The sequence below is a fragment of the Waterburya agarophytonicola KI4 genome, from assembly GCF_020640915.1.
Classification (GTDB): domain Bacteria; phylum Cyanobacteriota; class Cyanobacteriia; order Cyanobacteriales; family Xenococcaceae; genus Waterburya; species Waterburya agarophytonicola.
Genome location: NZ_JADWDC010000053.1, coordinates 1 through 19417 on the forward strand (window position 1 = coordinate 1; position 19417 = coordinate 19417).

At 38.4% G+C, this 19417-nt stretch carries 12 protein-coding genes and 2 pseudogenes; 5 read left to right on the plus strand and 9 right to left on the minus strand.

Annotated elements, in window-relative coordinates; translation table 11 throughout:
- The first annotated feature begins 210 nt into the window (after positions 1–210).
- Positions 211–531 carry a helix-turn-helix domain-containing protein gene (locus I4641_RS17320; RefSeq protein WP_229641836.1) on the plus strand — a complete coding sequence of 107 codons (321 nt, stop codon included), beginning with the start codon at positions 211–213 and terminating at the stop codon, positions 529–531.
- A 117-nt stretch (positions 532–648) separates the two neighbouring features.
- Here the strand turns inward: I4641_RS17320 and I4641_RS17325 are convergent, their stop codons facing one another.
- The 4 genes from I4641_RS17325 to I4641_RS17340 form a co-directional block, all read right to left on the minus strand.
- Positions 649–1500: an endonuclease/exonuclease/phosphatase family protein gene (locus I4641_RS17325; protein WP_229641837.1), complete on the minus strand. Its 852-nt coding sequence runs from the start codon at positions 1498–1500 to the stop codon at positions 649–651.
- 267 nt (positions 1501–1767) lie between these two features.
- Positions 1768–3627, minus strand: a complete 1860-nt coding sequence (locus I4641_RS17330; RefSeq protein ID WP_229641838.1) for a hypothetical protein — start codon at positions 3625–3627, stop codon at positions 1768–1770.
- A 36-nt stretch (positions 3628–3663) separates the two neighbouring features.
- Positions 3664–5118, minus strand: coding sequence for a lipase/acyltransferase domain-containing protein (locus I4641_RS17335; protein WP_229641839.1), 1455 nt, complete (start codon positions 5116–5118; stop codon positions 3664–3666).
- Between the two features lie 67 nt (positions 5119–5185).
- On the minus strand, positions 5186–7981 hold the full coding sequence (locus I4641_RS17340) for a tetratricopeptide repeat protein (RefSeq protein WP_229641840.1): 2796 nt from the start codon (positions 7979–7981) through the stop codon (positions 5186–5188).
- 139 nt (positions 7982–8120) lie between these two features.
- On the opposite strand from I4641_RS17340, the gene I4641_RS17345 reads away from it, so the two are divergent.
- Positions 8121–8294, plus strand: coding sequence for a hypothetical protein (locus I4641_RS17345; protein ID WP_229641841.1), 174 nt, complete (start codon positions 8121–8123; stop codon positions 8292–8294).
- 65 nt (positions 8295–8359) lie between these two features.
- On the opposite strand, the gene I4641_RS17350 is transcribed toward I4641_RS17345, so the two are convergent.
- Positions 8360–11494, minus strand: a complete 3135-nt coding sequence (locus I4641_RS17350; protein ID WP_263858260.1) for a plasmid replication protein, CyRepA1 family — start codon at positions 11492–11494, stop codon at positions 8360–8362.
- A gap of 767 nt (positions 11495–12261) precedes the next feature.
- On the minus strand, positions 12262–12936 hold the full coding sequence (locus I4641_RS17360; protein ID WP_229641843.1) for a tyrosine-type recombinase/integrase: 675 nt from the start codon (positions 12934–12936) through the stop codon (positions 12262–12264).
- Positions 12937–13531: 595 nt separating this feature from the next.
- On the opposite strand from I4641_RS17360, the pseudogene I4641_RS17365 reads away from it, so the two are divergent.
- A pseudogene (locus tag I4641_RS17365) lies at positions 13532–13636 on the plus strand (IS1 family transposase); the annotation flags it as partial.
- 54 nt (positions 13637–13690) lie between these two features.
- A complete protein-coding gene (locus tag I4641_RS17370; protein ID WP_229641844.1) occupies positions 13691–16501 on the plus strand; it encodes a two-partner secretion domain-containing protein in 2811 nt (936 codons plus the stop codon).
- Positions 16502–16511: 10 nt separating this feature from the next.
- On the opposite strand, the gene dnaB is transcribed toward I4641_RS17370, so the two are convergent.
- Complete coding sequence (dnaB, locus tag I4641_RS17375) at positions 16512–17831, minus strand: replicative DNA helicase (RefSeq protein ID WP_229641845.1); 1320 nt, start codon at positions 17829–17831, stop codon at positions 16512–16514.
- Between the two features lie 8 nt (positions 17832–17839).
- Between dnaB and I4641_RS17380 the strand changes: the two genes are divergently transcribed.
- A complete protein-coding gene (locus tag I4641_RS17380) occupies positions 17840–18157 on the plus strand; it encodes a hypothetical protein (RefSeq protein WP_229641846.1) in 318 nt (105 codons plus the stop codon).
- Positions 18158–18366: 209 nt separating this feature from the next.
- On the opposite strand, the pseudogene I4641_RS24235 reads toward I4641_RS17380, so the two are convergent.
- Both I4641_RS24235 and I4641_RS17385 read right to left on the minus strand, forming a co-directional pair.
- Positions 18367–18564, minus strand: a pseudogene (locus tag I4641_RS24235) (DUF6262 family protein); the annotation flags it as partial.
- On the minus strand, positions 18516–19415 hold the full coding sequence (locus I4641_RS17385) for a site-specific integrase (RefSeq protein ID WP_229641847.1): 900 nt from the start codon (positions 19413–19415) through the stop codon (positions 18516–18518). The gene I4641_RS17385 and the pseudogene I4641_RS24235, both read right to left, overlap by 49 nt.
- Positions 19416–19417: the final 2 nt, after the last annotated feature.

Sequence of the window (19417 nt, forward strand, 5' to 3'; positions counted from 1 at the left end):
TTTTGATGTTCAATATTTCCTCTCAACGAAACTGAAAACCCGCAACCAGTTGTACCTATGAAGTTAAAGGAACTAAAGTTCACGATACTCGTTTGGTAGCCTTTATGCTGGTGCATAAAATCAGCCATATTCTCACCTTTAATGTGAAAGACTTTCGACGCTTTCAATCGGACGTTACAGCAGTTAGTCCGCGCCAGATGAAGGGTCTCAATGAGTAATCAGAAACAGGATAAAAGTAGTGGTAATGTCTTTGCCGACGTAAATATTCCTCAATCGACACTTTATTTGGCTAAGGCGAGCTTGGCTGATCAAATCGCTACGATTATTAGAGAGAGAAATTTAACTCAAATGGAAGCTGCTGAAATTCTTGGTATCAATCAACCCAAAGTTTCGGCACTTATTAGAGGTAATCTTGATGGCTTTTCTAGCGATCGCCTGTTCAAGTTCCTCAATCTATTAGATCGGGATATTGAGATAGTAATCAGACCCCACAATGACCCGAACCATGAGGCGGGAATTAGGGTGATTTAGCTTGTTAAAATCTAAAATTTTCTTTCGCTCTTATTTTACCTCAAACATGGTGTCTGGTAAAACTTTTAGCGTTTTTACGATCTAGTTCTGATAATTCTTCATTATCGAAAGTTATGGCTATTTTAAAATATCTAATTCAACCATGACAGGAAGATGATCGGAAGCTTTTAAAGAAAAAACTTGTGACCTCTTTTTCCTAAATTCTTTTGAAAAAAATAAGAAATCTAAACGCTTTTTAAATTCTGGAAATGTAATAGTTTTATGTATTTCTTGATTAGTATATTTATCATTAATAAATGCTTCTTGAATACCAGGAATAATCTGCCAAATACTATAAAAAAAAGGTGCGGACAGATAATCTTGTATACGCTCTCCAGCTAAAGGTATGTAAGCATGAAAATTTAAATCTCCACCAATAATAATATATTTATTCCATCCCTGAGATTCAATCCAATTCATTAAGTCATCAAATTGAATAACTCTATATTTGCGCTTCCATACTTCAAGTTCTACATTAAAAACATGTATCAGAGTATTTTTGTAATCTATAGTTACATGCTGTATAGGATTTTTCCAGACAAAAGGAAAATATATAAAATTCAAAAATTTATTAGAGAAAGTAGGTTTAAAAATGAAAGTTCGATAAATGTGTTTAGTAATTGGATATTTGGATAAAATAGCTACTCCACTATTCATTTTTCCTATACCCATAAAAGGAACAAATTTTTTCCAACTACTCACCTTAGCTGAATAATTCCAACCGAGTTCTTTCTGTAAGTAAGCCAGTTGATTAAAATAATGAGTTCGCTTTGAATTGAAATCTACTTCCTGTAAAAGTAATACATCTATCTGTTGATTGTTTAAGGTTTCTAGTACTTGATTTAAGTTTTTAATAAAAAACTCTTTAGTGTGTGGATCATTCAGAGTTTCTTGTTTTACCCCAGACGCATAACCCATATTGTAAGTCATTACTTTTAGTGTATTATGCGATAGTGAGACAGGATATGGTTGAATATTAATAGGCGCATTCTTTACCGTATTTGGTTTAGGAACACTATATTTAAAGTTAAATAAAATGATATAAAGAAAAAAAGTTAAACACAAAATCATAATAAATAAGATAACATTTCTAATTATCCTAACTACTTTTTTGAATTTTCTTGGTAAGAGATTAATCAACCTGGGTAAAAACATTTATATTTTTCATTGAAAAATGATACTTACTTGAATTTTAAATTAATTTTTCAATAAAATATCTACCATATTAGAACTATTAATTATTTCAAAAATAAATATTATAAATAAATTTATAAAAGCTAAGCGATAACCGTAAGAGTTGTTTAGAATATCCTTAATAAATTGCGTGGTATTATTGTGATGTTTAAAATTATAAATATCATTATCTTTGCATCTTACTTGAACCAAGTAGTTTCGGGTTTTTATAGTAAAATTTCCATATAAAAAATATATTATAGATATAATTAATAGAATAAGTAAAATTAGTCCGTAACATATCCATGTCCATATTTCTCCTGAATTAGATAAAGTAATTTTAGCTAATGTATATTCAAATGTAATAACCAATGTCATAAATAAAACTGGAATAGAATAGTGATTAAACATTTCTAGTAAATTACTATTTAATTCTTGAAATTTATTTTTGACTGATTCGCACTTATCTAAGTCTTGTTCATTACTTCTAATAGAGTTCAAAACTATACTGAAAAATTTTTTTATTTTATAGATCTTATAAATATTATTCAAAGCAGCATATAAAGTTATTAAAAACGTAGGAATTCCTATAATAATAATATTTATAAAAGAATAAAGAACATAATATCTATAAGGATAATAATATTGTTTGAAATCATTCATATTTATGTATTGTGGATATTTTTTCATTAGCTCATTGGGAGCAAAATCAAAATGATAAATCCCAATACCTAATACTGCTAATATTAGTAAAAAAGTCCCAATAACATAAAAACAATTAAGAAGTTTAATTTCGTTCACAGAAGGCTGACGAAGACGAAGGAATAAAAAAGTTTCATAAATAAATACTTTCCCTATTAAGAAAACTGCTCCAATAGTCAATAAAATATTACGAATAATCTCAATAATAATGTCTCCCCAGACTGCATTAATCTCTATGCTGCCGATGTAACGTATAGGATGCCATTCTCGCCAAGGTCTACTATAGTCAGAAGATAAAAAATCATAGGAGAGTATGTTAAATGCTGTACTAAGAATAAAACAAATAAAACCAATTATTAGAATAGATCTGAATAAATTCTTTTGTCTGGATAATTCATCACGATTTAAAACTCGGAACAATTTAGGTAATGCTTTATAAATAGATGGACTTTTAATATTTTTTGTCTCTGAATACTGTATTGTCAGAGGTTTAATCTTCCAGTACTCATGAGTAATAGCAATATCAAGAGAAAACTTAAGTTTTCTTCCAGATCTATTTAGTTGTTCTTTTCCTGCTTCAATAGCTCTTTCAAAGGATAAAAACCCTTGTTCCGTTCGTCCAATTCCTTCTGGCATATTTTCTGAGAGAGTACTAAATGAACTGACAAAGCCAGTACATTCGATTGGAAGAAAATCACCAGAACTAATTAATTCTTGTAATTGTTCGTGGTTATCGAGAGGTTTGTCTTGGAATAGCTTTCTGGCTTTTTCTCTTTCTTCATCAGTGGAATTCTTCCATTCTTTTCTTTGATGGAGCATAGATACTGCTGCTAAAGCGTGTCCTTCAAGTATTATTAACAGTGGCAACAAATCACAAGCTAAACAAATACCACAAAAAAGAACGGCTAAATCCAGACAAGTACCTTCATTATAATTGCCTAAAATTTCTTGGGGTGTACGAATTAATTGGGTATTACTTTCTGAATTAAATGGCTCAAGCGCATATTTTATATTTTTTACCTTTAAAGCGTTATAGATTTCCTCCAATAGTTGGCGATAATCTACCCAGTGAATTAATTCAAGACGATTTACTTGGGATGGTAATTGAAAAGAAGTTGGCAACTCTGGAATTACATGACGAGCCAAACCTCTTTCATCAAATTTTGACCACTCTATAGGCATATTTTTCAACTAACAATGCTTATTTTTAGTTCATTATTACCCAACTTCAAATACATCACTAACTGGATTGGGAAAGCCTCCTCCAGTTTTTTCAGTTTTCACTTCTAAGCGATATAGTCCTGAGTCAAGATTTTCTAGGGCTAGTAACCATTCTGCTCCCGATTTTTGAAGTTTAGCTTCATTTACTACTTGATTGGTACTCACAGATGTAATCTGCGCCTTAAGCTCTAATTTTTCTTCGATATGTTGGGGAAAACGACCTTTAACATCTGCTTTGATAATTACTGGTTCATCTTTGAGAAAGAAATCCTCAACTTCAAGACTGATACCAGTTTGACTCAAATCTCCCCTAATGGGTTCTTGTTCGGAGATTTCTAAATCTTGGAAACTCCTGATTAAATCCACCAAAACAGAACCATTATTCTGAATCGAATTATGCTTCGCTGCAACATAGCGACTGAAAAATCTTAGTTTTGAGTTAGTGTCAAATTCAATTGGACTGGCAGAAAGACGAGGAACTGTTCCATCTCCACTACCCCTTTCATTACCTATGTTAGGAGGCAATTCCCAGCTTACAGTTAATTCACTATTGGATAATTCAGCAGATTGCCAAGTTTTTTGTTCTGTACCTACATAGGGAATAGTGACAAAATTGTTTTGATAATCTTCTTCTTGAGCATTCAGTTTTTGAGCAGCTTCAATTTCTCGATGGAATTCTAAAGCTTTTTCTGCCTCATTTTTACTTTCCCCTTCTCTTGTTAAGAGGTTCGGGATATTAGCAATTTCTGCTATTCGATGATAGTCATCACCAATTTTAACCATTTTATAAATAGGTAATAATTGATAGGTAGAAGTGAGGGATCTAACTACTTCAGTTAAATCTCCAAATATGCCTTTATAGCCATTAGCCAAATAATCAAGTGCCTGAACAGAACCTCGATAAGGAGTGCCAAAAGTAATTAAAGCCCTACAATTTTGCCATCCCCCTAATTTTTCGAGGTAGTAACGAGAAACCAAACCTCCCATACTGTGGGCTATTAAAATTACCTTGGCATTTTTCGCACCACTAGATTCGCGCCACTGGGATAATTTGAGATTCATTAATTTCTCCAGCTTACGAGCAGCAACTCTGTTATCTCTTCGCCAATCATAAGGAAATTCAAAATAGTTTTCACCAAGAGTTACATTAAACTCTTTACTAATACTATCTGCAATTTTTGTATAGCCATCTATTTTCCAGAAGCCAGGTAAAAAATGAAAATCCTGCATTAAGCTAGTTGCTTTAATTCCATCCCCTAAATCGTCTAATGTTGGATCGTCATTTTTTATTTTGAGATGTTGGAGATTATTACCTTTACGCAAATTTTTGACGAAATCCGATATAGCTTGACCCGATATATTCCATAAATCTCGCCCATCTTTTTGTAGAGAGCTACCAAGAATTCCAGGGAGAAGAACTATTATGTCTCGCATCTTATTTTTTTTGCTCATTAAATTCTATTTAAAAGAGTTTTGCAGACAAGTTAGAGAGGTGATTCTTCAGTTTAGTTCAAATAATCTATGCTAGATCAGCCAAATTCTGTTGAACCATCTCAATATCTGGATGTTTTGGTGGTAGTGCCTGTTGCAAAATAAAAAGTGCTTCCCGAAATAGGGAAATTGCTTCCTCTGATTTCCCTATATCCCGATATAAACATGCTAAGTTAGTTAAATCGAGACCAATATCTGGATGATTTGACGGTAAACTTTGACGATCTCTTTCTAGTGCATCATTAGCATAAACTAATGCTTTGTCGTATTGTTTCAGGTTGCGATAAAGTAATGCCAAGTTATAGAGGCGTGTTGCAATGCTCGAATGATTCTCTGGAAGAGAATTCTTTCCTCTTTCTAGAGCTTCTTTTAGTAAAGGAATTGCTTCTTTGTATTGTTTTAGGTCACGATAAAGAAGTGCCAGATTGTTAAGATAAATAGTGATGTCAGGATGATCGTCGGGTAAATGTTGGCGTCCTCTTTCTAAGGTTTCTTTTTGCAAAGATAAAGCTTTTTCATAATCTCCCTTTCTTTCATATAAGACAGCTAGGACATTTAAATCAATAGAGATGTTAGGATGCTCGTCGGGTAAATTCTGCCGATCCAACTTTAAAGCCTCTAATGCAAAAGGTAGTGCTTCATCTGGCATACCTAAATCTTTATAGATACAAGCTAAATTACTGAGGTTGATTGCAATATTAGGATGCTCGTCGGGTAAATTCTGCCGACCCCGTTCCAAAGCTTCCTGTGCAAGAGGCAATGCTTGATCGAGCTTTCCGCGAGCTTGGTATAGCTGTGCTAAATTATTGAGTGCAGTAGAATACCCAACATGATTTAGACCGTAAAAAGCTGCGGTTGACTCGCGAAAGTTTTTGTACCATTGTTCTGCTGCTTCATAATCAACGATCCCCTCGTTAAACCATCCCAAGCGAGTGAAGGGAACTATCCACTGTTCTTCTGTCAACCAATCTTTTCCAGCTTCTGCAAGCTCTGCAATATGTGGAATGAGCGGTGCTATATCGGTTAGATCTTGTATAGTCATCCTCTGCTCAATGTGTTCTGCTTCCCTAACCAAAACTCTGGCAAACTCTTGTTGTCTACGTTGACAGTCTGGAAGCTCTGCAAAACGCAAACGAACGAATTCTCTTACTAACGAATGTAGGCGATATACTTTAAGCTTAACTCGCTCTACTAGGTGTGCATATAATAGTTCTTCATCTCGCCAATTCTCAGCCAAGCCTTCACCCCAAATAGCTTCTACAAGCTCCCAAAGAATTGGTGCTGTTGCAAATAATCCCATTACCCCCAAGATTTGGCGAGCATGCGATGACAATTGCTCCCAACTTAACTGAAATGCTGCTGCGACTCCTTTTTGCGATCTATCATCTTGTCTTCCTGATAATGCACGCTCTAGTAAACCTTCATCTTGCAAACGTGCTAGCATTTCCTCTAACGATAAATCGGGTTTTCTTTCCAAATACCTTCCAGCTAATTGTAATCCCAAAGGTAAGTCACCCAACCATTGACAAAGGGCATCAGCTTCAACGGGATTTGCTTCAACTCGCTCCTCTCCTTCAAGAACAGCTAGCAACTCAAGAGATGCTTTCCGCGATAGCACTTCAAGTTCTAGTCGTTCTACCCGAGAGAGTAACTTTTCGCGTGAAGTAAAAATCACGCGAAATCTCTCTGTACCTGGTAATAAATGTCGTACTGTTGCTAAGTTGTCTATGTCATCAAAGATCAATAGCACCCGTCCTGGTAACCATTGCTCGAAACATGCCCTAACTTGTTCTGTTAGAGTCATATCTTCTGAAATTTTCAGTCCTGAAATATGTCGGCTAGCAAACGAGATTAGCTGCACTCCAATATTTTGTCCTCGTGCAAAAACCCAACAAATGCCACCAGGATATTCATGCAGATACTGTCGCCCATACTGAAGCACTAATTCTGTTTTTCCTACACCCCCCATGCCAGTAGTACAAATTGCTACCTTTCCTTGAGAAGCTATCAACTCACGCAAGCGTACTAAATCCTCCTCTCGTCCAACAAACTTTGCAGGATCTGAAAATGGTAAATTACTAGGTATTTCAGAGGAATTTATGCTAGTTATAGCGGCTTCCTGTACTAAAGGTTTAATTTTCCAATACTCATGAGCAATTGCCACATCAAATGCAAATTTGAGTTGTCTATCCAATCTATTCAGTTGCTCTTTTCCTGCCTCAATAGCTCTTTCAAATGACAAAAAACCTTCTTTTGTGCGACCAATTGCCTCTGGCATAGTTTCTGAGAGAGTCGTAAAAGAGCTGACGAAGCCAGTACATTCAACAGGAAGATAATCTTCACAATTAATTAAGTTGCTCAGTTGCTTGTGGTTATTTAGAGGTATATTTTGAAATAGCTTTCGTACCTCTTCTCTTTCCCCATCAGATGATTCCCAATATTCTTTTCTTTGATGTCGCATCGATACCGCGACTAAAGCATGCCCATCTAGCACAATCAGTAATGGCAGTAAATCGTAAGCCAAACAAATCCCACAAAATAAAATTGCTAAATCTAAACAAGTTCCTTCTTTATGGTTTTCTAAAATTTCTTTAGGAGTGCGAATTTTTTGAATATTTCTTTCTGTATTAAATGGTTCAAGTGCATATTTAATATTCTTAGCTATTAAAGCGTTGTAAATTTCTTTTAATAGTTGCTGGTAATCTGACCAATGAATTAATTCAAGACGATTTACTGAAGGAGCTAACTGAAAAGAAGCTGGTATCTCTGGAATTACATGACGAGCTAAACCTCTTTCATCAAATTTTGACCACTCTACAGGCATATCCTTCTGTCTGCTATGCTTATTTTTAATTCATTATTACTCAAATTCAAATACATCACTTATAAATTAGAGAAAGGAAGGTAGTCTTTTCCAAAGAACAAGAGATATATTGAAGGTGAAAAATCAAACCTGACTATAAATGCTGCTATTGAATCTAAAAAAGCCAAACCCTACCAAACAGGTCAAGCAGATGATTTTTACCTTACTACAGCAAACCGCCATTAAGCTCAGGGAAGCTGGCTTTTTTGAGGGCAACGTATCGGGTAAAGGCATCACATCTGAGGCACTGCGTACCAAAGTAGAAGACAGCTAGAGCAATCATCCCGAAGCAGTAAAGGTATTGAATTGTAAATAATACTGAGATACCGTACTTAATTCTTACTCCAGTGAAATCAAATCTATTGGTAAAGCCAGTAAACCTAGAATTCCGCGTAAAATACCAACTTGTTTCATTCCTTGTTCCATCATCCAATTGATTACATCAAGCCCCGACTGGATCTTCTCTTCTACTAGTTGGTGGTAGCCTGCAAATACCGACCAACTCTCTAATGGTGGAATTGAGTCCCTTAAACCTCGACTTTCATTGGTATCTACACCCCCCTCTAATGTATAAAAACCTTCATTCTGGAGGGGGGGAGATACGGAAGCAATTGTAGGCTCAATCCCATACTGCCTCTGCATTGCCTCCTGATACCGAAGATTGTCTTCTTGTAATTGACGTTGACGTTCGGCTTTCTGCTCTCGCACTTGCTCACGATAGGTCAATACCTCAAGGGCAAACTGAAAAGTGTCAGGACAAAGACGGCGAGAGGTAACTTGCTGTCCCCTACTTCCCTCTTTGTTAGAGATAGTCTTTAATCCCAAGCGGTCTAAAATCACTCCCATTAACCACAAAGGCTTACAGTCAGAGGGGATAGTGAGATTGAGTAGAGTTTTAATCTGGCAGCGAGAAGCAAGAGCCATCTCAGTCATACGCACCAGATCGGGATCGGTGGCACAGATTTTCTCCGAACCAAATAATCTAGAGAGTAGCTTTGGTACTCCTAGCAAATGCAGGGCTAACCATTGGCTAGAGTAATTATGCCAGTCCATACAGAATGCCAAGTGTTCTCGCTCCTTGAGGTCTCTTTGAGCGACGATATCTGGTGGTGCTTGATATTCTCTCCCCGTGTCGGGGTCAACTATTGTCCCCGTTGAATCAGCACAGACAGCTTCCAATTGGAGCAAGCGACTATAGAGCCTACCTCCATTATCTCGCTCCACCAAATCTTCAGTAACTGCTTTGCCGTAGAAGGTTTTAATGCGATGTTTTTCACATTCCACCATTTCATCAGGAGAAAGAAAATCCTTAGTTTGACGTGACTGGTACTCTTCGGGGCTAATATCTGGGGCATTGACGATCGCCAGTCGGCGAGCGAGGGTTAACCGAGAACCAGCTTCTTTAAATAGCTCTTTCGCGCTGGTTGCAGTTTCAGAACTTACTACTGAGAGGTTATAGCCCATCTCAGTTAGAAGATCCTGTAAATCCTCTCGAAGATTGTTAATCGAACGGCTGCGGTTAGCTTCAATCTGACAGTAGGCATCTAATGCCCAATCCTTCTCAGCCCCTCGCGTGTAGGTCTCCTTATCAATCCGAATCAAGAATGCCGTCATTTCATTAGACTGAAGCATTCTTTCCTTAATCTTCTGGGGATCGGTTTCCTTATAGCCAAAGGGAGGGCGAGGAGCTACCCAAAGATGAATTGGTACGCCTTTACGAAAGCGGTGGAGATGTTGGGCGCATTCGGTAGCCGATTGAGTAGTGGCATGAAAAGCACCAAACACCGCTTCAAAGCGATCGCCTTGAATGTCAACCCCCGTACCCAAACTGGGAGAAGCCAGCAGCACATCGATATCCTTGACTGATGAAGAAATATCCTTAATGAATACTTTGTTTTCTTCACTACCGCTGTTATCGCCGTGAATCGACCAGATGCGGAGGTTTCCCAAAAGGTTAGGTTGGTCTTTCTCTTCTGTAACTTCTACCTTCTTTCCTTGCTCGCCTGCGAGCATTTCTTCAGTTTTTTTGATGAAAGCTTTAGAATCAGCCACCACCATAATTTTTTGCCCAGTCATGGTGGCGATACTAATGCGCTCGACTAAGGCACTGCTGTCGTTGCCGTGATAGAGATAGACTTCGCGGCTTCCTGGTTGATATTCATTGTGAATGATAAAGGGGACTTCTTCTGGGGGGCGCATGTTACGGAAGAAATCGACGGTAACATCGTCCATGTGAGCATCTGCCAGAATGACTAGTTTAGCCTTACTGACAATAACCTCTAGAATCTCAAGAATTTCTGCTCGGTATTCAGAGCAGGTTTTGCTGTGGAGGAGATGGGTGAGATTTTGACAGGCTTCGTCGATAAAGACGCAATCGTAATCATTTAGGTTATTTTGTAATTTATAGAGGCTGTCGAGGGTAATACTCAGTCGTTTAACTCGCCCAAAATTACCGACGGATATCTCAGAATAGATATCTGTTTTGAGGCGTTTGGAGAGGTTTTGTAAGAGGTTGACCCGATGCCCAACGTTAAGGAATCGTTCTTCAGGGTGTTTTTGCTCGCGCTGTTCTAGAAGATAGGTTTTCCCCGTATTCATGCCCGACCAAAGCACTACCAGTCCTGAGTTGGGAAATAGCTTAACGAATTCGGAGATGCGCTTTGTGTTGACCTTGAGGTTGGCAGGATATTTACTGCTTAGTCCCCATCGTTTGTGGCGTATATGGAACAGGAAGCCCTTAAAGGATAGAGCAGCCTTAACGATCTTAGCTATAAGGTCAGTTGCTGCTTCTCCTCCATTAGCAAATACAAAGTCATCTACCCCTTTTTCTGAATCTTCGGGCAGTAGTGCCACTTCGCAGGTAGCCCCAGCCTTTTCAATTACATTCCCTGTATGGCGAATGGCGTTATTAACCTGTCTTTTGGTGGAGGGTTTGGGGTCGTTATCGAACAGGATGACGAATTTTCGTCCAGCCTCAACCATCGGCAGTAAGTCGGGGTGGAGGTGGTCTGTACCAGTTGCCTCGTTTTTAACCCGACCCATCCAGATACCAGGGAGGGAAATCGCTACAAACCCCAGAGAGAGCAAACAAGCAGCCTTTTTCTCTCCTTCGGTGAGGATGAGGGGAATTTCGGGATGAGCTTTGATCCAAGACCAGAAGCAGTAAGGCTCGTTACTGGTGTCAGGCTCATCTGTAGTCGTCGGCTGGAGATTTTTGGGTAGGAAGGAAACGGGCTTGATTCCGCCCCGCAGACAGTCAGAGAGGCTACGTTTCAGTCCAATGGGACTCAAATTATACCCACCCCCAGTAAGGCGTTTGTCGGCTAATCTCTCCATCAGGGGAGAGCGATAGCGTTTGATGCGGTAGCGTTGGGCTACCTTGTCCCAAATGTGTTGGGGAACATCGAGGTAGATGGGATGACTCCCGCCGTTGGGGGGGGGAGATGTACTTGGTGGGCTTATTGTTCTTGGCATCGATGTAAGGACAGTCTGGCTTAAATCTTCCCCAGTCCCAAGGTTGCCAGCCATTGTGGGGGTTGAGTCCTGAGATCCAGTAGCCTCCAGCTTCGGTGTTCCGAAATTTGTAGAGGGTAGATGAATTGACTCGACCGTCATTAAGTCGCTTCTTAGAAGAGAGACGGCAGAATAGATACTCTTTGGGTTCGTCCCCAGATAAAGAGCGAAAATTAAGGTCAATGATGCCATCGTCGATCGAACTTTCGTGGAGTTCTTTGAGATGGTGCTTAAAGAGTACGCGATCGCGTAGGTAAGTTACAGAACGGGAATCGTCCTCAAGATAGGTCACAGTACTTTGCTACTAAGAAAGGTTGCAAAAAGTGAAGACCCTTACCGTATTTAGTAATAGCTGTGCTAACCTGTTCTATAATATGAACAAGCACACTAAGCTGTTCCGCAAAAAGGTGTATGACCCAAAAGGACATAATTAACCTTTACGCGAATACGGCGTGTTTAAAATCAAAAGTCAAAGTCGCCCGACCTAGACAATCAATTCCAAACAGCAATTGGATAAATATAATGACTAATTGTTGGAACTCTCATCGCTTTATACAAATCATCGCACCTTTTTAGTCTGCAAACCTTGAGGGTGTGATGTGATGTATAGGCAAGAGAACTCGAAAAAGCTTTTACATTTTTCTAATCCTAAATTACTTCACTTATTGGATAGATTATCTTATATAAACGTGTAAATAGCTTACTTTCGTGGCATATCTTAAAAGATATTAATCATTCTCTAGCTCAGTTGAGCTAGAGAAATTTGTTTTTTGGGGTGATTTCTTCTTTTCTATGGGGGTGTCGGGAAACCACGATTTTTTGACTGGTGATAGCATCGATAGGGCTGAAACTGCTCCTCTGACTTGATCTGGACTCACCTCTAGGTATTTTTGTAATTCGGCTAAACTGCGGTGTCCGCTCACTTCTTGGATGATTCTTAAGGGAATTCCTTCATTGCTCATTAATGTTAAGGAAGTTCTCCGAAAGCTATGGGTACTCACTCCTTGTACTCCAACCTTATTACAGGCTTTCCGTAAAATTCGGCTCGCCGAATCGGGAGAAAGGTGTCCTGTTTTACCAACACCTGGAAAAAAGAACCAAGTACGGGGTGATGGATAATAATTCAGCAGCATCAACCGTAAATCTTCAATTACTGGGATACATCTAGTACCTAATTTCCCCTTGGTGTTTCCTTTCCTGAAGATGATTTCGGGTCTGACTTGCTCTAGACGGTAATAAACGTCAGTCGTTCGGAGGGTTACGCATTCGTTGATCCGACAGGCGGTGTAGAGACAAATAGCGAAGATGGCGCGATCGCGATCGTTCTTGAGTCCTTCATAGAAGACGAGTTCGATCTCTTCAGGAGTTAGTATTTTTGCCTTTCCATGTCGGTCTACCTTCATTTACAACATTGCTATCGCTCAATAAAACCATCCTATCTCGTGTTGGGGACGGTCTTGAGGAGTCTTGGAGTGTTCGCCAACGAAACATTGATGCTCCAATCTTGTTACCTGTTGTTAAGAGTGCGCGGGGTCGCTAATTAGTCGGCGATCGTTGTTCACTGCTGGCGCACCCTTAATCCGCTTCGCCAACAGGTTTTAGTGGTGATATGTAATTAGTTATCTTTTCCTGCAAGCGATCGCTCGTATACTATCTTGGAAAAGATTGACTGACATATAGTCTGTTCATGTTCTCTAATTACTTTTATGACTACCTATCAAACAGAACTCTGGCATACGGCGTACTGGCGTAGAGGCGATCGCTATTATCATTGTGAGTTGAAGCAGAATCTATTTGCTGATTGGGTCGTAGTGCGCTTTATGTGATACTGAGCATCCACAACGATAATATATGGTTAGTTTATTGCTGTATATACTTTACATAACGAGTTTTACTACTCACCTAGATTGTACTTCTTTATTTGCCAGGAGAGATCGCTAATCTTTCATGCTCACTCCAGTTGAAGAAGCTGGTGAATCTTTGTCTGATGAGCCTCCTAATTCGGAAATACCAGAAATCACAGAAATCGATGAACTGCAAACCTTTGTAGGAAATAAAAAGAATAAACTCTGGATTTGGATGGTAGTCAATCACCAACGCCCAAAATAGTAATATGTGCTTTAGATGTATCTCACAATTTTCTATCTCACATATAACATGAAAAAAGCTCTGTTCTTCCCTTTACAGGTTGGTCTTTGCACTCTCGGCTGCTTCTATTCCAATTCAACTCAGGCTCAAGTTACCAGTGATGGAACTGTTAATACTCAAATTAACACCAATGGGAATGTTGCTGAAATAACGGGAGGTGAAATTAGAGAAGGTAATCTATTTCATTCGTTTCAGGATTTTTCTGTACCAACTGGAAATGAAGCTTTTTTCAACAACGCTAATGATATCTCGAATATTTTCAGTCGAGTTACTGGTGGGAATATTTCCAATATTGATGGGACGATTCGAGCAAATGGAAGTGCCAGCTTGTTCTTGATTAATCCTGCTGGAATTATATTTGGAGAGAATGCCAGACTAGATATTGGTGGTTCATTTTATGGAAGTAGTGCGAGTAGCATTCTGTTTGAGGATGGAGAATTTAGCGCAGCAGATTTAGAGAATCCTCCCTTGTTGACGGTTAATGCTCCTATTGGGTTGGGTTTTAGAGATAATCCAGGGGATATTGTTAGTCGCGCAAATTTTGGTTTAACAGAACAAACCTTTGAGCAAGAGATTGATGGTGAATCTGTTACGGTTAATCGAGTTACCGATGTTAAAGGATTAGAAGTTAATCGGGGTCAAAGTATCGCCTTAATTGGTGGTGATATCTTTCTCGAAGGTGGTGGCGTTACTGCACCAGGGGGAAATGTGACGCTAGGTGGATTATCTCAAGCAGGACAGATAAATTTCGATGCTGATGGTGGTTTTGACTTTCCCAACCTAGCCAAAGCAGATTTATCTCTTACCAATAGTGCATTAGTCTCTGTTGTAAGTGATGGAGGAGGTTTTATCAATGTCGATGTTAGTAATTTGACTATTTCAGAAGAAAGTCAATTACTTGCAGGTATAGGAGAAGGTTTAGGTAATTCCAGTACTACTGCTGGAGATATTGTCATTAATTCTAGTGAATCGGTTAGATTAATTGGTGATGGACAATTTGAAGATCCTGAAATAGATTTAGACGCTGGAATACGTAATTTAGTGGGTCTGTCAATTGCTCGTCAAAATAACTCTGATGAAGCAAGTACTGCTGTTGGCAACAGTGGATCAATTTTTATTAATACCGATCTACTAGAAGTGACTGAACGTGCAGATATCAATGTCCGAATTTATGGCACTGGGAATGCTGGTGATGTAAATATTAGTGCCAATGAGGTTCTTATGAACGAAGGGGGTATTACCAGTCAAGTACGCGAGGGTGGTCAAGGTAATTCAGGTAGCGTAAACATTAATACAAACCTTTTAAACGCTTCTAATTTGTCTTTTATAATCACGGATCACCTAGGAGAAGGGCAAGGAAACTCAGGAGATATTAATATTACTGCTACAGAGTCTTTTGTATTTGAAGATAATATCTTTAGTGCTTTACTTAGCAGCGTAGGAGAAGATGTAATTGGTAACGCTGGAGATATTAATATTACAGCAGGTTCACTAACGTTTGACAACAATGTTCAGTTGCTAGCCCAGGCTCAAGGTCAAGGTAATGCGGGAAATGTAAATCTTACTGCCATTAATGATATTGATATCATTAATGGCGCAGACATTATTGCTCAAGTTTTAGAAGGAGTCGAGGGAAATTCTGGTGATATAAATATCACTACTGATTCTTTGCAAATAGATGGTGGATCTTCAATTCTTGCTGATACTAGAGGTAGTGGAGATGCTGGCAACATAATTATTCAAGCTACTGAGGAAATTACGTTGGATGGTGAGAGTACATTAATTCTAACTGAAGTGGGAGATAATGCAGAAGGAAATGCAGGAAATATCGATCTAACCTCGAACTCTTTAGTTGTTCAAAATAGTGCAGAAATAATATCGCAAACTAAAGGGATAGGAAACGCGGGAGATATTACTATCAATGCTAATGAAAATGTTTTATTACAAAATGATGGTGAAATTATTGCTCAAGTAACCAATAATGCTTTGGGTAATAGTGGAACGGTCAATATAAATACAAGCAATTTGACTATTCTTCAGAATTCTAGGTTATCAGTTGATAGTCAGGGTCAAGGAAATGCAGGCAACATAATTGTCAATACTAATGACATTGAATTGGAGAATAATGGGTTCATCACAGCCTCAACTGTCAATGGTCAAGGGGGTAATATTCAACTAAATGTCGATGACATTTTGACCATGCGTAACAATAGTCTAATCTCAGCGCAAGCACAAGGAACTGCTAATGGTGGCAATGTTACTATCAATAGTAATTTTGTTATTGTCTTCCCTGATGGAAATAACGACATATTAGCAAATGCAGCACAGGGGAATGGTGGAGATATAGATATTACCACTAATTCTCTATTTGGTATTGAAGAACGACCTTTAAATGAATCAACCAATGACATCAATGCTAGTTCTGAGTTTAGCTTAGATGGTACTATCAGCATCTCTACTCCCGACATTAATCTAATTCAGGGTGCTATAGATTTACCCACTAACGTAGTTGAAGCAGAACAGACAATCCAACAGGCTTGCGAAGCGAATCGGGAAATAGCAGCCAAGAACAGTCTAAATATTAATGGCAAAGGTGGAATTGTTCCCGATCCTGCATTACCCCTGAATTCTCTTAATGTAATAGCCAATGGCGAAAACGCGACCACATCAACCATTCCCGCACCTATAGAAACTAGCCAAGGCAAAATACAGCCAGCCAGAGGAGTCAAAATAACGGAGTCTGGAGAGGTAATCTTAACGGCATATCGCACCAATAATTCAGGAGATCGCCTGACTGATGGTTCGAGAAACTGTATCTAAATAATATGATTCAAGTGATAATTATAAGGTGTTCAAATTTGCCAATACTAGGGTCAAAAACCACTTTACAAGTTCCAGTTGCACCATTTCTGTTTTTCCCAACTATTATCTCCATAATTCCCGATTCATTAGTATCCGAGTTGTAATATTCATCGCGATATAACATCAACAGTAAATCTGCATCTTCCTCCAAACTCCCACTATCTTTAACAGAAGCTATAGTGGGACGCTTATTACTTTGAGTCTCTACACCTCGATTAATTTGAGCTAGAGCTACAAAGGGAACGTCAAACATCTTGGCTATATCCTTACAAGCACCAGAATATTTACCAATAATTCCTGCCCGATTAATCGCTCCCCTATCTCCCAGCTTTTGGATATAGTCCAAAATTACTAATCCTAATTCCCCTTTCTCTGATTGAATTTGACGTAGTACAGAACGTATTCTAGTTGGAGTTAGTTCGCTAGAAGGAGTGTCATCAATAATGATTGGTAGTTCTGCTAAATTACTTAAACTTTCGACTAAAGAATCGTATTCATCCTCATAGATCTGATTGTGCATTAATCGCTGTGAGTCAATTTCCGCGTGCATTGATAAAAATCGTTTGGTGACTTGTTCTGACGACATTTCAGCAGAGAAGAACACCACAGGTTTTTTAATACTGTGAGCAATATGATTAGCCAAATAGCAACCGAGCCAACTTTTACCCATACTCGGTCTAGCTGCGATGACAATTAAATCTTGTTTAATTAAGCCACTAATTAAGGCATCTAAATCTGTTAAACCAGTGGGATAAGCGGGAGATGAACCTTGTTCTATTTTTCTAAAAACGTTTGCCAAACATTCATTAATGGGCTTAGGTTGAAATTTATTTTGTTGATTATTAGTCAGGTTAAATATCTTCTCTTCAGAAGTATCGAGGACTATTTCTAATTCAGTAGCGTTATCGTATCCTAAAGCAGCAATCTCATTAGCTGCTGCTATGAGCTGACGGCGTTGATACTTCTGTAGAACCAGGTTCGTGTAGCGGTCGATATTTATCGCTGAAACAGTACGATTGAGTAATTGAACTAGCTTAGTTGAGCCTCCCACTTTCGTAAGTAGTTTGCGGTCAGATAGCCAAGTAGAAACTGCCATTAAATCTGTTGGCTCGTCTTTGTTGTAAAGTTCTAATGCTGCTTTGTATATTTGCTGGTGAGCCAAAACATAGAAGGCATCGATGGTAAGAATCTCGACGACGGTATTCATAGCAGCAGGGTCGAGTAAAATTCCACCCAGTATGGCTTCTTCAGCTTCAATATTAGCTGGAGGTAGGTTATTATCAGTCATCTTCGTTATTGAATAAATTACTTAATTGCCTGAGCTTTTCAGAAGACATCAGTTTTTTGCTTGGTTTGTTTGTAGCCGTGACAGTCTTTGCTTGGGGTGTAGTCGATTTAATAGAGATAGATTCGGGTAAGCTCCAGCCTTCTTTGATTGCCGTATTTAACCAGCCTCCAGGGTTGGGAATATCTTTTCTTGACAACTGGTCTTGTAGTGCTTCAATCGCAGCCAATACAGTTTCTTCTGTTGCTGCTGTTATTGTTTTAGTTAAGGTCGGATTGAGATTAATTCCCAGGTTATCTAGCTTAGATTTAATCTTGTCCGAAATCTGAGCTTTAGCTTTTCTTTTCTGAGCGATAGACGTTACTTTTTTCTCTATTACTTGTTCGCCTAATTTAGTCCTAACTTCTTCATTTTGCTCTTGTAATCTTTCTACTTGTGCTTGAAGCTGGTGAACTCGATATACTTGTCCAGCTAGAGCTTCGCATTTACGTTTGAGTTCCTTATTTTCCTCTTCTAGCTTCTTGATTTTTGATTGAAGACGAGTAATTACCTTACCCTGAGATGTTGAATTAGGTTTCGCTACGGGTTTTGCAGGGAGAGAGTTTTGTTTGCTTCTCAGCTCTGCTATGTGTTGTTTTATTTCTGGATATTTGTAGAGATAACTAACACTAACCTGTGCTTCTCTAGCTACAGTATGAAAATTGATTTTAGCGTTGAGCTTCTGTAGTCTTTCAATGGCTTGATAGACTCGATTTGCTCTCGGACGCTATCTGGTAAGGGGTCGGGGTTACTTACTTTACTTTTAGGAAAATCATCATCTCGAATAAGATGAGGGTCAACTACAAACCAGTTCTTAATATTACCAATCTCAAAGAAATTTCTTAATGTTGATAATCTAGCTCTAGTACCTGAAATACCTGTCTTATCCCAAGTCAGAAAGTCGAGAATTAAGCTGCGATCTATTAGATTAATGCCATATATTTTCTTCTTGGCTAAATACTGAGAAAAAATTCGCAAATTAGAAAGATGGTGTGTCAGGGTACTGATAGATTTATCTAGCTGACAAAGATGATAGATATAGTGCTTTACTAACTTTCTAAACCAGCCCCTTTCGACTGTTTCAAAATTAGCAATTAAAATTTGTTCTTGTTCGTTAGCTGGTGGTTTAATTGCTCTAATGTCCCATTGATTATCCTGAAAAGAGAATGGTTTAATCGGTCTTTTGTGAGCATACTGACTTAAATTTTTCGGCGTTATCTTGATAAAGTCAAATGTTTCAGTCCCACAAACATTACATCTAAACCTTTGTTTACCGTGAGGTTGGTTGTGTAGTCTAATATCCCTCGAATTACAATCAGAGTTGGGACAAACGAATTCTCCAATTTTATAATCCCTATTCCAATTAATACCTGTTCTGGCATTGGGAAATTTGAGCTTAATTTTATTAGATGTTACCTTCCTACATTGAGGACATCGAAATAATCTTCTGTTTTTATTTGTACTATTGCCATTTAGATTCAAACCTTTTGTTTTGCAATGAGGACAAACAAACTCACGTTGATAATCCTTTGACCAATTTACTTTCATCA